General features: G+C 55.1%; 13 protein-coding genes. 8 read left to right on the plus strand and 5 right to left on the minus strand.

What is annotated here, in order from left to right; translation table 11 throughout:
- Positions 1-104: 104 nt before the first annotated feature.
- The gene (asnA, locus tag N6G83_RS47200) at positions 105-1097 is read left to right on the plus strand and encodes an aspartate--ammonia ligase (RefSeq protein WP_211134666.1); all 993 of its coding nucleotides are present in this window, start codon (positions 105-107) and stop codon (positions 1095-1097) included.
- 3 nt (positions 1098-1100) lie between these two features.
- On the opposite strand, the gene viaA is transcribed toward asnA, so the two are convergent.
- Positions 1101-2564 carry an ATPase RavA stimulator ViaA gene (gene viaA, locus N6G83_RS47205; RefSeq protein ID WP_211134667.1) on the minus strand — a complete coding sequence of 488 codons (1464 nt, stop codon included), beginning with the start codon at positions 2562-2564 and terminating at the stop codon, positions 1101-1103.
- 2 nt (positions 2565-2566) lie between these two features.
- Complete coding sequence (ravA, locus tag N6G83_RS47210) at positions 2567-4075, minus strand: ATPase RavA (RefSeq protein ID WP_074030804.1); 1509 nt, start codon at positions 4073-4075, stop codon at positions 2567-2569.
- Between the two features lie 309 nt (positions 4076-4384).
- On the opposite strand from ravA, the gene kup reads away from it, so the two are divergent.
- The 7 genes from kup to rbsR all read left to right on the plus strand — a co-directional run bounded on the left by kup (position 4385) and on the right by rbsR (position 12234).
- On the plus strand, positions 4385-6253 hold the full coding sequence (gene kup, locus N6G83_RS47215; protein WP_024527387.1) for a low affinity potassium transporter Kup: 1869 nt from the start codon (positions 4385-4387) through the stop codon (positions 6251-6253).
- Positions 6254-6420: 167 nt separating this feature from the next.
- On the plus strand, positions 6421-6840 hold the full coding sequence (gene rbsD / locus N6G83_RS47220) for a D-ribose pyranase (protein WP_074030802.1): 420 nt from the start codon (positions 6421-6423) through the stop codon (positions 6838-6840).
- A gap of 7 nt (positions 6841-6847) precedes the next feature.
- Positions 6848-8353 (plus strand): ribose ABC transporter ATP-binding protein RbsA, encoded by a 1506-nt coding sequence (gene rbsA, locus N6G83_RS47225; protein ID WP_211134668.1) that lies wholly within the window; start codon positions 6848-6850, stop codon positions 8351-8353.
- A 4-nt stretch (positions 8354-8357) separates the two neighbouring features.
- Positions 8358-9326: a ribose ABC transporter permease gene (gene rbsC / locus N6G83_RS47230; protein ID WP_024484670.1), complete on the plus strand. Its 969-nt coding sequence runs from the start codon at positions 8358-8360 to the stop codon at positions 9324-9326.
- 25 nt (positions 9327-9351) lie between these two features.
- Entirely contained in the window at positions 9352-10239 is an 888-nt protein-coding gene (gene rbsB, locus N6G83_RS47235) for a ribose ABC transporter substrate-binding protein RbsB (protein ID WP_211134669.1), read from the plus strand.
- Positions 10240-10301: 62 nt separating this feature from the next.
- The gene (gene rbsK, locus N6G83_RS47240) at positions 10302-11228 is read left to right on the plus strand and encodes a ribokinase (protein WP_024527391.1); all 927 of its coding nucleotides are present in this window, start codon (positions 10302-10304) and stop codon (positions 11226-11228) included.
- A gap of 4 nt (positions 11229-11232) precedes the next feature.
- On the plus strand, positions 11233-12234 hold the full coding sequence (rbsR, locus tag N6G83_RS47245) for a ribose operon transcriptional repressor RbsR (RefSeq protein WP_024527392.1): 1002 nt from the start codon (positions 11233-11235) through the stop codon (positions 12232-12234).
- Here rbsR and mdtD read toward each other — a convergent pair.
- The 3 genes from mdtD to N6G83_RS47260 all read right to left on the minus strand — a co-directional run.
- Positions 12231-13649, minus strand: a complete 1419-nt coding sequence (mdtD, locus tag N6G83_RS47250; RefSeq protein ID WP_211134670.1) for a multidrug transporter subunit MdtD — start codon at positions 13647-13649, stop codon at positions 12231-12233. The two genes, rbsR and mdtD, sit on opposite strands and share 4 nt — an antisense overlap.
- Positions 13650-13686: 37 nt before the next feature.
- The gene (locus tag N6G83_RS47255) at positions 13687-14376 is read right to left on the minus strand and encodes a FadR/GntR family transcriptional regulator (protein WP_211134671.1); all 690 of its coding nucleotides are present in this window, start codon (positions 14374-14376) and stop codon (positions 13687-13689) included.
- A gap of 59 nt (positions 14377-14435) precedes the next feature.
- On the minus strand, positions 14436-14684 hold a 249-nt coding region (locus tag N6G83_RS47260; protein WP_235163242.1), incomplete at its 5' end, for a hypothetical protein.

Below are 14684 nucleotides of genomic sequence, written 5' to 3' on the forward strand. Positions count from 1 at the left end.
CGATTAAAAGCGAAAAGGCAATATTGATTGATGGATATTGAATTTAGGTGCCATTCTGTTGCTTAATCATTGGCAACTAGACAGGTTATTCAAGAGATACGGCAATGAAAAAGCAGTTTATCCAAAAACAACAACAAATCAGCTTCGTGAAATCCTTCTTCTCTCGCCAGTTGGAACAGCAGCTTGGCCTGATTGAAGTGCAGGCTCCGATCCTCAGCCGACTGGGTGACGGTACTCAAGATAACCTTTCTGGCAGCGAAAAAGCCGTTCAGGTGAAAGTCAAAAGCCTGCCGGACTCGACGTTTGAAGTAGTGCACTCGCTGGCTAAATGGAAGCGTAAAACCCTGGGCGAGCACGATTTCAGCGCGGGTGAAGGTGTGTATACCCATATGAAAGCGCTGCGCCCGGATGAAGATCGCCTGACGCCGATCCACTCGGTGTATGTCGATCAGTGGGATTGGGAACGTGTTATGGGAGATGGCGAACGTAGCCCGGCTTACCTGCAAGATACCGTCAAGCGGATCTATGCCTCTATAAAAGAAACGGAAGCCGCGGTGAGCCGTGAATTTGGTCTGGCACCGTTCCTGCCAGAAAAGATCCACTTTGTTCACAGCGAAACGCTGCTGCAACGTTACCCTGAGCTGGATGCCAAAGGCCGTGAACGTGCGATCGCCAAAGAATTGGGAGCGGTATTCCTGATTGGTATTGGTGGCAAACTCTCACATGGCAAATCCCATGACGTGCGTGCACCGGATTATGATGACTGGACCACGCCAGGTATTGAAGGGCTGAAAGGGTTGAACGGTGACATCGTGGTGTGGAACCCGGTATTGCAGGATGCGTTTGAACTCTCCTCGATGGGCATCCGTGTCGATGCGGCGGCGCTGCAACATCAGTTGGCGTTAACCGACGATCTGGATCGCCTGAAGTTGGAATGGCACCAGTCCCTGCTGCGTGGTGAAATGCCTCAGACGATTGGTGGCGGGATTGGTCAATCACGCCTGGTGATGCTGTTGCTGCAACTGTCGCATATTGGGCAAGTACAGTGTGGCGTGTGGGGACCAGAAGTACGCGAGAGCGTTGAAGGGCTGCTGTAAAAGCTAGCGACTCCAGCGCCGTAGTAAACGGCTTTTTAACCCGGTATCAAAGCGCCAGATATGATCGAAGATGCGCATGATGCCGGGTTTACCATAGGCTGACATGGCCACCGCATGAAAGCGTTGCTGGTGGCTTTGCTGCTGTGACTTCACTTTCTTGAACACCTCTTCCGGCAGCCGCTGGGCAATAAAATCGGAAATAATCACCGCATCGGCGTCAAACCAGTCGCTTTCCGCCATTTTGCTGACGGTGGCATTCAGGCAGGCGGCCAAATCCGTCCCGCCACGAAAATGTTGACCCAGGAACCGCACCGCCTGTTCGATACCGCTGGCGGCCGTCAGTTCATAGTGCACAATCTGGCTGGCAAACAGCATGATGTAGCAGCGGCGGTTGTCTGCCAGTGCGATGCGCAACAGTGCCAGACAAAAGGCCTTGGCGCATTGTTCATTAAAGCCGCCCATTGAGCCGGAGGTATCTACGCAGACAATAAACGGCCCGCGTGGCTGCCGGTCCTGCTGCTGATGAGTGACCTGGCGCATCATGATCTGTTCCTGCCAGGCATCCCCTTGCAGGCGATAGGTCAGCAAGCGTTTTTCCAGCAGCCGACGGTAAAACTCAAACTCCAACTCTTCAATGCCCAACGCTGCCAGTTCGGGTGGCAGTAACCGCAGGATGTCGTCACTTTGGTGTATACCGCTGACCTCTTCCGGCTGAATGGCGGGTACCTGCACCATCACCCGGTATGGTTCAGGCTGCGCATCTTGTTGCTGCACCGCCTTGGCTTCATAGCTGCGGCCCAGTTGTTGTGCCAGCTTTTGTAGCTCTGGCTGCTGTTGCAGAAAGTCTCCGTACTCCACCAGCCGTTGGTAGTCACCACGTTGTAAATGGCCTTTGCTCATATCCCACAATCGGCCCGCGGCCGTGTCGTTCTCTGCCAGCACCGGTTCCAGTGCGCCGCTCAGAGCCAGCCGTTCTTGCAGCTCGGCCATCAGTTGTTCACGCTCCTGCTCCAGTAACTTATGGTGCAGCATCGTGGCCTGCAGCGTCAGGCTAATGCGCCAGCGTTGCAGAAACAGGGTTTGGAAGCTGCCATCGAGCGGATGAGCGGGGAGATCTGCGGCATCCACCATACTCCGTGCCTGGGCGTAAAACGGCGACGCGCATTGGCGTAATAGATCGAGCGTATCGTTAAGGTTTTGCGAGAACTGGCCGTGGCTTTCCAACTGGCATTGCTGATAGCGGTAAAACTCTTGCGCCAGCACCGGCGGCACCACGGCTTGCTGAATGCGATCTTTCAGTTGCCGCTTCCAATGAGGCAGATCGCGGTTGATCGCCCGACGTATCGCCGGGAATTTATTGAAAAATACCACCAACTGCGGCGTGGCCAACATGCCAATGATCAGCTCTTCGATCAGCTCGCCTTCGGAGATCGACAGCAGCATATCGAGCGTTTCGAGGCTCAGCATGGTTACTGGCCGCGCATTTGCTGGGACAGCTGTTTGATCTGCTCGGCCACCTGCAACAGGCTGGCTTCAATTTTCGCCAACCCGGCGGCAGGGGTGAACAGGCAAGGCTGATGCTGGCTGAATAACCGCCGCTGTTCCGCCTGGCGCTGGCTTAGTGTTTCTATTTCGTCCAGGAATTCTGGTGGGGTTCCCCCGGTCGGCTTACCCGGCAGGGCCAGCAGGGAGGGCTGGCGGCTGACGTCCAGCACGGTCAGGTGCAATTGCTCATCGACGTCCAGATCGATCTGCTGGGCAAAACCAATGCCGTTGAGCTTGGCGCGCACGTCACCGCCTTTTTGCAGCCAGTTTTCCAGCATGCTGCTTTCGATACTCAGGTGGTTAACCTGGATGTCGTGCAACTGTAACGGTTTTTGCAGCAGCAGCGTCAAAGTGGTGCCAGTGAGCGGATGCTCCAGCACATATTGTGGCTTACGGCTGAACATGCCGCCTTTTTTCACCAGTTGGATGGCCTGGCGATGGCTCTGCTGCTGTTGATGCTGCATCCAGCGGGTGTGGATCTGCTGTAGCTGGATCAACAAGGTTTGTTGCTGATAGGCCTGTTCGGTCAGCAACTGATCGACTTGTTGCTGTAACAATTTTAATGATGTCCGATCGTGCCACAGGCAATCCTTCAACAGCATTAAATCCAACGGCACAATGGTGTCGCGGCCGCTGAAAAAGGCACAGGCCTGCAGCAAGCGCAGGGATTTCTTCCAACGCCGGTCAGAAACATAAGGTGCCTGTTCCAAAGCGTCTAACCGTTGGCGCAGCAGGAAAATCAGCTCAAAGCAGTTTTCCGGCAGTTTGACCTTATCTATTTGCGGTTGCCATTGGTGGAACTCTTCATCGCTGATGCTCAGCGCCTCGGGTACCGGGTTGTCGCTTTCGTTCTGCCGGGCCACCAATAGAGAGCGGAAATTCTGCTTATCCTGCACCTTATCAAGCCACAGCCGGATCAACATACGGTCATACAACGCTTCAAGGCTGCTATCGGCCTCGGGTAATTCATTGGAGGCGGTGACCAGCAGGCGCAGCGGAATGGGCTCTTCACTATTGCCGTTACGGAAACGGCGCTCGTTGATGGCGGTCAGCAGGGTATTGAGGATAGCCGGGCCAGCCTTCCAGATTTCATCAAGAAACACGATCTCGGCTTCGGGCAGATAACCCGCAGTCAGGCGCTGATAGCGGCCTTCATCTTTCAGTGCCTGGATCGACAGTGGGCCAAACACCTCTTCGGGCGTGGAAAAGCGCGTCATCAGGTATTCAAATGAGCGAGCGCTGCGGAAGGCAAATTTCAGCCGGCGGGCGATCAGACTCTTGGCGATCCCCGGTGGGCCGAGCAAGAACACGCTTTCCCCGCACAAGGCCGCCAGCAAGCACAGCCTGATAGCCTCTTGCCGTTCATAAAGGCCGCTCTCCAGCGCACTGCTGAGGCGGGAGATCCGTTCTGCCAGAAGTGTTGATGACGCCATAAAATAGCTCGCGTTGTCCGGAGGTTAGAGCCTGCCACCCAGGCCGACAGCCAATCTTGCTAGAGAATCCGATGATAAACCATCATTATTTTTAGCCTTATAGCTGGTTGATTAGTAAAATTTTTCTATGCTCAACAAGGGGGTTGATTCACATTTTGTTTATTTTTGGGGTCAGATAGTAGAGTAGGCAAGTGCTATAAATGATGCATACTGTGCGCCTTTTACCGGGTGTGACGGATCTTAGAGCCCGTATCTTTAGCCTGATGCTGATGCATCGGTTGACGGATGATCTAGCAAAAGAAGCAAACTATGAGCACAGAACATAAACAGTCTTTATCGGCGGTTACCCTGGCGGCTATTGGGGTCGTTTACGGTGATATCGGCACCAGCCCGCTCTATACCTTGCGAGAATGTTTCTCCGGCCATTACGGTTTTGACGTCCGTCCCGACGTGGTGTTTGGTTTTCTTTCCTTAATCTTCTGGATGTTGATTGTCATCGTTTCCCTGAAGTATCTCACCTACGTCATGCGTGCGGATAACGCCGGTGAAGGCGGGATATTGACGTTGATGTCTTTGGCAGGGCGCCATACCTCGGCACGTACCACCTCCTTGCTGGTGATCCTGGGCCTGATTGGTGGCAGCTTCTTCTATGGCGAGGTGGTGATCACCCCGGCGATCTCGGTGATGTCGGCCATAGAGGGGTTGGAGATTGCCGCACCGTCGCTAGATCCCTACATCGTCCCGCTCTCCATTCTGGTACTGACCTTACTGTTTGCAATCCAAAAACATGGCACCGGCAGCGTAGGCAAACTGTTTGCCCCGGTGATGCTGCTGTGGTTTATCGTGTTAGCGGTGCTGGGGGCGCGCAGCATTATCGCCAACCCGGAAGTGTTGCAGGCGCTGAACCCGAAATGGGCCTTCAACTTCTTTGTTGAATATAAGAAGGTGTCGTTCTTCGCGCTCGGTGCGGTGGTGCTGTCGATTACCGGTGTGGAAGCGCTGTATGCCGATATGGGCCACTTTGGCAAATTCCCGATCCGCCTGGCCTGGTTCACCGTAGTGCTGCCTTCGCTGGTGCTCAACTACTTCGGCCAAGGGGCATTGCTGCTGAAAAACCCAGAAGCGATCAAGAACCCGTTCTTCCTGTTGGCCCCAGACTGGGCGCTGATCCCACTGCTGATATTGGCCACGCTGGCCACGGTTATCGCCTCGCAGGCGGTGATTTCCGGCGTCTTCTCGTTGACCCGCCAGGCCGTTCGTCTGGGCTATCTGTCACCGATGCGCATCATTCATACCTCGGAAATGGAGTCCGGCCAGATTTATATCCCGGTGATCAACTGGACCCTGTATATCGCCGTGGTGTTGGTGATTGTGGGCTTCGAGCACTCCAGCAACCTGGCCGCGGCTTATGGTATTGCGGTGACCGGCACCATGGTATTGACCAGCATCCTGATCACCTCCGTTGCCATCAAGAACTGGCATTGGAATCGCTTCCTGGTGGGGGGTATTCTGGCGATCCTGCTGATTATTGATGTGCCTATGTTCTCGGCTAACGCCCTGAAGTTGTTCTCCGGCGGTTGGTTGCCGCTGACGTTGGCTCTGGTCATGTTCCTGATCATGATCACCTGGAAGAGCGAACGCTTCCGTCTGCTGCGTCGGATGCATGAGCACGGCAACTCCCTTGAAGCGCTGATTGCCTCACTGGAAAAATCACCGCCGGTTCGCGTGCCTGGCACCGCTGTGTTTATGTCGCGGGCGATTAACGTGATCCCGTTTGCCCTGCTGCATAACCTCAAGCACAACAAAGTGCTGCATGAGCGGGTGGTGCTGCTGACCTTGCGTACCGAAGATGCCCCTTATGTGCATAACGTCCGGCGGGTAACGATTGAACAACTGTCCCCGACCTTCTGGCGGGTGGTGGCCAGCTATGGCTGGCGTGAAACGCCGAACGTTGAGGAAGTCTTCCATCGCTGTGGGTTGGAAGGGCTGCCATGCCGGATGATGGAGACGTCGTTCTTTATGTCCCATGAATCGCTGATCCTCACCAAACGGCCGTGGTATCTGTTCCTACGCGGCAAGCTGTTTATCGCCCTGAGCCGCAACGCATTGCGGGCTGCCGACCAGTTTGAGATCCCGCCCAACCGGGTCATCGAACTGGGAACCCAGGTCGAAATCTAAATCAGGGGCTCAGCATTTGCTGGGCCCTTCTTTTTTATCTGCGCTTTTATCGAACGCGAGCGAAACGTTTCGATGGCGATCACATTTCCGCTATTACAAGGTTGTCTTCCCCTGCTGATTTTCTAAACTGACTCAATAGCGAAACGTTTCGCTGCTGGAGTTTACTCATGAAAAAAGGCGTACTACTGAATTCTGATGTTTCTGCGGTGGTCTCTCGTCTCGGCCACACCGATCAGATCGCGATTTGTGATGCGGGCTTGCCGATCCCGGCCGTGACGCCGCGTATCGATCTGGCGCTGACCCAAGGGGTGCCGACATTTTTGCAGGTTGTCGGTGTCGTGACGCAGGAAATGCAGGTAGAGAGCGCTATCCTGGCGGAAGAGATCGTCAAGCATAACCCATCGCTCCACCAAGCGTTGCTGGCTCAACTGACGCAGCTTGGCCAAAGCCAGGGCAATACCATCAGCATTAGCTATATCAGTCACAGCGCGTTTAAAGCGCAAACCGAACATAGCCGAGCCGTGATCCGCAGCGGAGAATGTTCGCCCTACGCGAACGTGATCCTGTGCTCCGGCGTAACTTTCTGAGGCGCCTATGCAACCTTTACTGCAACTGAAAGGGATCGATAAGGCCTTTCCCGGTGTGAAGGCGCTTTCTGGGGCTGCCCTGAGCGTTTATCCCGGCAGGGTAATGGCGCTGGTGGGGGAAAACGGTGCCGGCAAATCCACCATGATGAAAGTGCTGACCGGTATCTACAATAAAGATGCGGGCAGCCAATATTTCCTCGGCAAAGAAGTGGCCTTCAATGGGCCGAAGGATTCGCAGGAAGCGGGTATCGGCATCATCCACCAGGAACTGAACCTGATCCCGCAGCTGACCATTGCCGAGAACATCTTTCTTGGCCGCGAGTTCGTTAACCGCTTTGGCCGCATCGACTGGAAACGCATGTATGCCGAAGCGGACAAACTGCTGGCACGTTTGAACCTGCGCTACAGCAGCCATCGGCTGGTGGGGGAATTGTCGATTGGCGATCAGCAAATGGTGGAAATTGCCAAGGTGCTGAGCTTTGAATCCAAAGTGATCATCATGGATGAGCCGACCGATGCCCTGACCGATACCGAAACTGCCTCGCTGTTTAAAGTGATCAACGAGCTGAAAGCCGAAGGCCGCGGTATTGTTTATATCTCACACCGCCTGAAAGAGATCTTCGAAATCTGCGACGATGTGACCGTATTCCGTGACGGGCAATTTATTGCCGAGCGGCCGGTTGCCGAACTGAATGAAGATTCGCTGATTGAAATGATGGTTGGCCGCAAGCTGGAAGAGCAGTATCCACGGCTGAATCTGCCGCGCGGTGAAAAACGCCTGCAGGTGAGCCACGTTTCCGGCCCTGGCGTGCATGACGTCAGCTTTACTTTATACCGCGGTGAGATTCTGGGTGTGGCTGGCCTGATGGGGGCTGGGCGTACCGAGCTGATGAAGATCCTGTACGGTGCGGCACCACGTAAAAGCGGCTCCGTCAACCTGGACGGCCATGAGGTGGTAACTCGTACTCCTCAGGACGGCCTGGCCAACGGTATCGTCTATATCTCCGAAGACCGTAAGCGTGATGGTTTAGTACTGGGGATGTCGGTGAAGGAAAACATGTCGCTCACCGCGCTACGCTATTTCAGCCGTGCCGGTGGTGGCCTGAAACATGCCGACGAGCAGATCGCCGTCAGCGATTTTATTCGCCTGTTCAATATTAAAACGCCGTCGATGGAGCAACCGATTGGCCTGCTTTCCGGCGGTAATCAGCAAAAAGTGGCAATTGCCCGTGGCTTGATGACCCGGCCAAAGGTACTGATCCTCGACGAACCGACACGCGGCGTCGACGTTGGGGCCAAAAAAGAGATCTACCAGTTAATCAACCAGTTCAAGCAGGAAGGGCTGAGCATCATTCTGGTGTCTTCGGAAATGCCGGAGGTGCTGGGCATGAGTGACCGCATCCTGGTGATGCACGAAGGCCACCTCAGCGGCGAATTCCCGATTGAACAGGCCACCCAGGAAGTGCTGATGGCAGCAGCTGTCGGCAAGCAATACGGCGTAAAGCAGGAGTAAAGATATGAGTTCACAAAGTGTCGCAGCTAAGCGCTGGTTCAGTAAAGAGTGGCTGTTGGAGCAGAAATCGCTGATTGCCCTGCTGGTGCTGATTGCCGTGGTGTCTTCGATGAGCCCGAATTTCTTCACCGTTAATAACCTGTTCAATATTTTGCAGCAAACCTCGGTGAACGCCATTATGGCGGTCGGCATGACGTTGGTGATCCTGACTTCCGGCATCGATTTGTCGGTCGGATCGCTGTTGGCGCTGACCGGAGCGGTAGCCGCTTCGATTGTCGGATTTGAAGTCAATGCGGTGGTGGCTGTTGCCGCTGCGCTGGCGTTGGGGGCTGCCGTAGGTGCCTGCACCGGGATTATCGTTGCCAAAGGCAAGGTTCAGGCCTTTATCGCCACCCTGGTGATGATGCTGTTACTGCGCGGTGTGACCATGGTGTACACCAACGGTAGCCCGGTCAATACCGGCTTTACCGACGTTGCCGACACCTTCGGCTGGTTCGGGATTGGCCGTCCGTTGGGCGTTCCTACCCCGATCTGGATCATGGCCATCGTGTTTATCGCCGCCTGGTATATGCTGCATCATACACGTCTTGGCCGCTATATTTATGCGCTGGGCGGCAACGAAGCGGCTACCCGCCTTTCCGGTATCAGCGTCGATAGGGTTAAAATCATCGTTTACTCCCTGTGCGGCCTGCTGGCGGCACTGGCTGGGGTCATTGAAGTGGCGCGCCTGTCCTCTGCACAACCTACTGCGGGTACCGGCTATGAGCTGGATGCCATCGCTGCGGTGGTGCTGGGTGGTACCAGCCTGGCTGGGGGTAAAGGGCGCATCGTCGGTACCCTGATCGGGGCGCTGATCCTTGGCTTCCTGAATAACGGTTTGAATTTACTGGGTGTTTCTTCCTACTACCAAATGATCGTGAAAGCAGCCGTTATTCTGCTGGCGGTTCTGGTAGACAACAAAAGTAACAAGTAACCTCTCCCCTACAGGAATCACGACCATGAAAATGAAAAAACTGGCAACCTTAGTTTCGGCCATCGCGTTAACCGCCACCCTGAGTGCTAACGCCCTGGCAAAAGACACCATCGCGCTGGTGGTTTCTACACTCAACAACCCGTTCTTTGTTTCGATGAAAGAGGGGGCGCAGTTGGAAGCCAACAAGCTGGGTTATAACCTGGTGGTGCTGGACTCCCAGAACAACCCGGCGAAAGAGTTGGCCAACGTGCAGGATCTGATGGTGCAGAACCCGAAACTGCTGCTGATTAACCCAACCGATTCTGACGCGGTAGGTAACGCCATCAAGATGGCCAACCAGGCCAAGATCCCAGTCATTACGCTCGACCGTATGGCAGCGAAAGGCGAAGTGGTTAGCCATATCGCCTCCGACAACCGCGTGGGCGGTAAAATGGCCGGTGACTTTATTGCCAAGAAAGCCGGTGCTGACGCTAAAGTGATCCAGCTGGAAGGCATTGCCGGGACATCTGCTGCCCGTGAACGTGGTGAAGGCTTCCAACAGTCACTGGAGCAGAACAAGTTTAAACTGCTGGCCAGCCAGCCGGCGGACTTCGATCGTACCAAGGGTCTGAACGTCATGCAGAACCTGCTGACCGCGCATCCAGACGTGCAAGCAGTGTTTGCACAGAACGATGAAATGGCACTGGGCGCTCTGCGTGCATTGCAAACAGCCGGTAAAACGGACGTGATCGTCGTTGGTTTTGACGGTACCGCAGACGGTGTGAAAGCGGTTGAAGGCGGTAAATTGGCTGCCACTGTGGCACAGCGTCCGGATCAGATCGGTGTGATTGGCGTAGAAACGGCAGATAAGATCTTGAAAGGCGAGAAAGTACCGGCGACTATCCCGGTTGATTTGAAACTGGTTACCAAGTAAGTCATCTCCAGCGCCATCGGAACGGGGCGTGACGATGGCGCGCAATTTAAGGGATCCCTGTGATGGAAACAGCAAAGCTGGTGGTTTTGGGCAGCATCAATGCCGACCATATCCTCAATATCAACCAGTTTCCCCAGCCGGGCGAAACGGTGATCGGCCAGCAGTATAAGGTGGCCTTTGGTGGCAAAGGGGCTAACCAGGCGGTAGCTGCCGGGCGCAGCGGTGCGGATATCGCCTTTATTGCCTGTGTAGGCGAAGACGATATTGGTGAACGTATTCGCCAACAGCTGGCAACCGATCGCATCGATACCCAACCGATTGAAGCTATCACTGGCAGCACCACCGGCGTGGCGCTGATTTTCGTCAATGCCGAAGGCGAGAACGTGATTGGTATCGATGCCGGTGCCAACGCGGCGGTCACTCCCGATTATCTCAACCGCTATCGGCAACGGGTTATCGATGCCGATGCGTTACTGATGCAGCTTGAATCACCGTTGGAAACGGTGATTGCCGCCGCCAAACTGGCCAAGCAGCACCAAACCCAGGTGATCCTCAACCCGGCTCCGGCCTGTGAGCTGCCTGACGAACTGTTAGCGATGATCGACATGATCACCCCGAACGAAACCGAAGCCCAGCGGCTGACCGGTATCGCGGTGAATAATGACGCTGACGCCGAGCGTGCCGCCAACATCCTGCATGATAAAGGCATCGGCTGCGTGATTATCACCCTCGGTAGCCGTGGTGTGTGGTTGAGCGAAAACGGTAAAGGCAAATTGGTACCGGGCTTTAAGGTCAAGGCGGTAGATACCATCGCGGCCGGTGATACGTTCAACGGTGCCTTGGTTACTGCTTTGCTCGAAGGCAAAGTGATGAGTGATGCGGTGCGTTTCGCTCATGCGGCGGCGGCCATTGCCGTTACCCGGCCGGGTGCACAACCTTCCGTGCCATGGCGTGAAGAGATTGACGCCTTCTTGCAGCAACAGGGATAACGCTTTGGCTACCATGAAAGATGTCGCCCGCCTGGCGGGTGTTTCAACCTCGACGGTCTCGCACGTGATCAATAACAATCGCTTTGTCAGCGACAGCGTGCGTCACAAAGTCATGGTGGCCGTGGAACAGCTTAACTATGCCCCTTCTGCACTGGCGCGCAGCCTGAAACTCAATACGACGCGCACCATCGGCATGCTGGTGACCTCCAGCAATAACCCGTTTTATGCCGAAGTGGTGCGCGGTGTTGAACGCAGCTGCTATGAGCGCGGCTACAGCCTGATCCTGTGCAACACCGAGGAAGATGTGGCGCGTATGAACAGCAGCATGGAAACGCTGCTGCAAAAGCGAGTGGATGGTCTACTGGTGATGTGTACCGAAAACCACCGCCCCTCTCAGGATGCGCTGAGCCGCTACCCCTCGTTACCGATCGTGATGATGGACTGGTCGCCGTTCGAAGGGGCCAACGATATCATCCAGGATAACTCGTTGCTGGGGGGGGAAATGGCTACCGATCATCTGATCGCTCGCGGCTATCGCCAAATCGCCTGTATCGCCGGGCCGCTGGATAAAACCACCGCGCGCCATCGTTTGGAAGGCTATCGCCGAGCCATGCAGCGTGCCGGTCTTGAAATCCTGCCGGGCTATGAGGTGTATTGCGATTTTGAGTTTGAAGGCGGTGTGCATGCCATGAGGCAGTTGTTGGCGTTGGCCGAGCCTCCCCATGCGGTGTTTGCTGGCAACGATGCCGTCGCCGTCGGCGTTTATCAGGCGCTGTATCAGGCCGGGCTGGTGGTACCACGGGATATGGCCGTGATGGGTTACGACGATATCGAACTGGCCAAATATCTGGCCCCACCGCTCAGCACCATTCATCAGCCCAAAGATTCGCTCGGAGAACTGGCGATCGATGCGCTCATCAACCGCCTGCAAAACCCCGAACGTGATGCCCAGATCCTGGTGCTGACGCCAGAGCTGGTGGAGAGAGACTCTGTCGGTTACCGCTAACGGGTCACCTTCGCTTCTTTGCGTGATTGCTCTTTGCCGGTGATCAGGTTATTGCCGTCTTTTCTTCTTAACAGCATAAAGACGAAGGCCGAAGCGACGGTCACTATCCCCATGGTAATAAAGGTGTAGTGGAACTGATCGATCATGGTGCCGATCTCCATCGAGCCATAGAAGCGCAACACGGCGGCACTGATCGCCACGCCAAAGCTGATAGACAACTGCTGTGTCACTGCCAGTACGCTATTGCCGGAACTGGCGTTGCCATCGTTCAGGTCTGCCAGGCTGATGGTATTCATGGCGGTAAACTGCGTCGACATCGCCATCCCTAGAACAAACAGCGGCAAAATCATCAGCCACAGCGGCATACCTGGGCTTTGCAGTGAGAACTGCGCAATCAACACGCCGATAATGATAGTGATACCCACCAACGTCTTACGATAGCCGAACCAGCGCAACACCTGGGTAACGGTAGACTTGGCCATCAGAGAACCCACCGCCGTCGGGGCCATCATGCAACCGGCGACGATCGCCGAATAGCCAAAGGCTACCTGCAGCATCAACGGCATCAGGAACGGAACGCAGCCGGTCCCCAGCCGCGAGGCCACATTACCGGCAATGCCCACGGAAAAGGTGCGGGTCTTGAACAGATCCAGCCCAATCAGTGGCTGAGTGTGGCGGCGGGCGTGAATGATATAGCCAAACAGCATCACAAAGCCGCTCAGGAACACCCCCAGAGAAATGTAATTGGCCAGCACCTGCTCGCCGAATAGCTCCAGGCCGGTGGAGATAAGAACCAGGCTAAGGCCAAACAGCATAAAACCGATGAAATCAAATGGCCGCTTCGGTGTGGTGAAGTCCGGCATGTATTTGCGGGCGTAGACGATGCCGAGCAAGCCTATCGGGATATTAATCAGGAAGATCCAATGCCAGGTAGCGTAGGTCACCAGCCAGCCGCCAAGCAGCGGCCCCATTATTGGCCCAACCAGGCCAGGCATGGTGACAAAGTTCAGTACCGGCAACAGCTCACTACGCGGATAGGCCCGCAACAGGGCAAGGCGTGCCACCGGCATCATCATCGCGCCGCCAATCCCCTGTAAAATACGTGAGGCAACCAGGAAACTCAGCGTCGGGGACAAGGCACACAATAACGAGCCAAAGGTAAACAGGGATACGGCGATAATAAACACCCGCCGGGTACCGAAGCGATCGGCCAGCCAGCCGCTCACCGGGATTAGCATCGCAACCGTCAGGGTGTAACTGATCACCGCCGATTGCATTGCTAAAGGGGAACGGTCGAGGCTGTGGGCTATCGCCGGCAAGGCGGTATTGAGAATAGTGGCATCCAACGCCTGCATAAAGAACGCCATCGCGGCGATCCAAGGCAACCCTGCCATGCTGCGTGCAGATTTTGTCATCGTGATCTCATTTTCCTTCTATATATAGATGCGGAGTTTACGCATTCCCCTGCAACAATGTTTGGCATGCAGTGAGGGCTGCGATGCTGTCACTGGCGACTATGGCATCCACAATGGCCTGATGGTGTTGCAGCTTGATCACTTCATTACCGGTGATCGCCCGGAAATAGCTTTGATACACCGAGCTGAACAGGTTGGCGAACGAGGTGAGAAACGGATTGGCGCTGGCTTCATAGATCAACTGGTGGTACTGGGTATCGACTTCAATCCAGCGTTCGCGGTCAAAATCCACGTGTAGCGCCTGCATTTCTGCCATCAGCGTGACCAATCGCGCCTTTTGCTCCGGGGTGGCATTGATTGCTGCCAATGAACAGGCTTGAGGCTCGAGCGACGTGCGTAGGATAAGGAAGTGCTGCATTACTTGGCCGAAGTTCTCCCTGGTCATCCACCAGGTCAGCAGATCCTGATCGAGGAAGTTCCATTGGCTTTGCGGCATAACTCTGGTACCGATGCGGGGGCGCGGTAACAGCATGCCTTTGGCCGCCAGCATTTTTACCGCTTCACGTACCGCAGTGCGGCTGACGCCAAACTTTTCTGCCAAATCCATCTCGCCTGGCAGGATGCTGCCGGCTTGATATTCACCGGCCAGGATCTGTTGGCCGAGCTTTTCTGCCAGCAGATAAGAAAGATTACGCTGTGCCGCCTGTTGTTGAGCATCGAATTGCATGGCTGCGGTTCCTTTAACTGCATTGTTATCTTTCATTTTACGCCAGGGAGCGCCAGCTTTTACGGCTGTTTTCGGGAAAAAGTGGCAAAAACGACGAACAAGACAGCGTTTTGCCGAAAAAAGCCGCGCTTGAAAAGTTTTTTGAATTTAGGGGTTGCGCCCTTCTGAGAACTCCCTATAATGCGCCTCCACTGACCGGGAACAACGACTCCTCTAACGAGAACCAAGTCACCCAGCCAGGAAGACCAACCCGGTGAAAACACCGAAATAAAGGTTGACTCTTCAGGGGAATCGCGTAGTATACGCCT

It is taken from the genome of Serratia sp. PL7 (assembly GCF_945957435.1).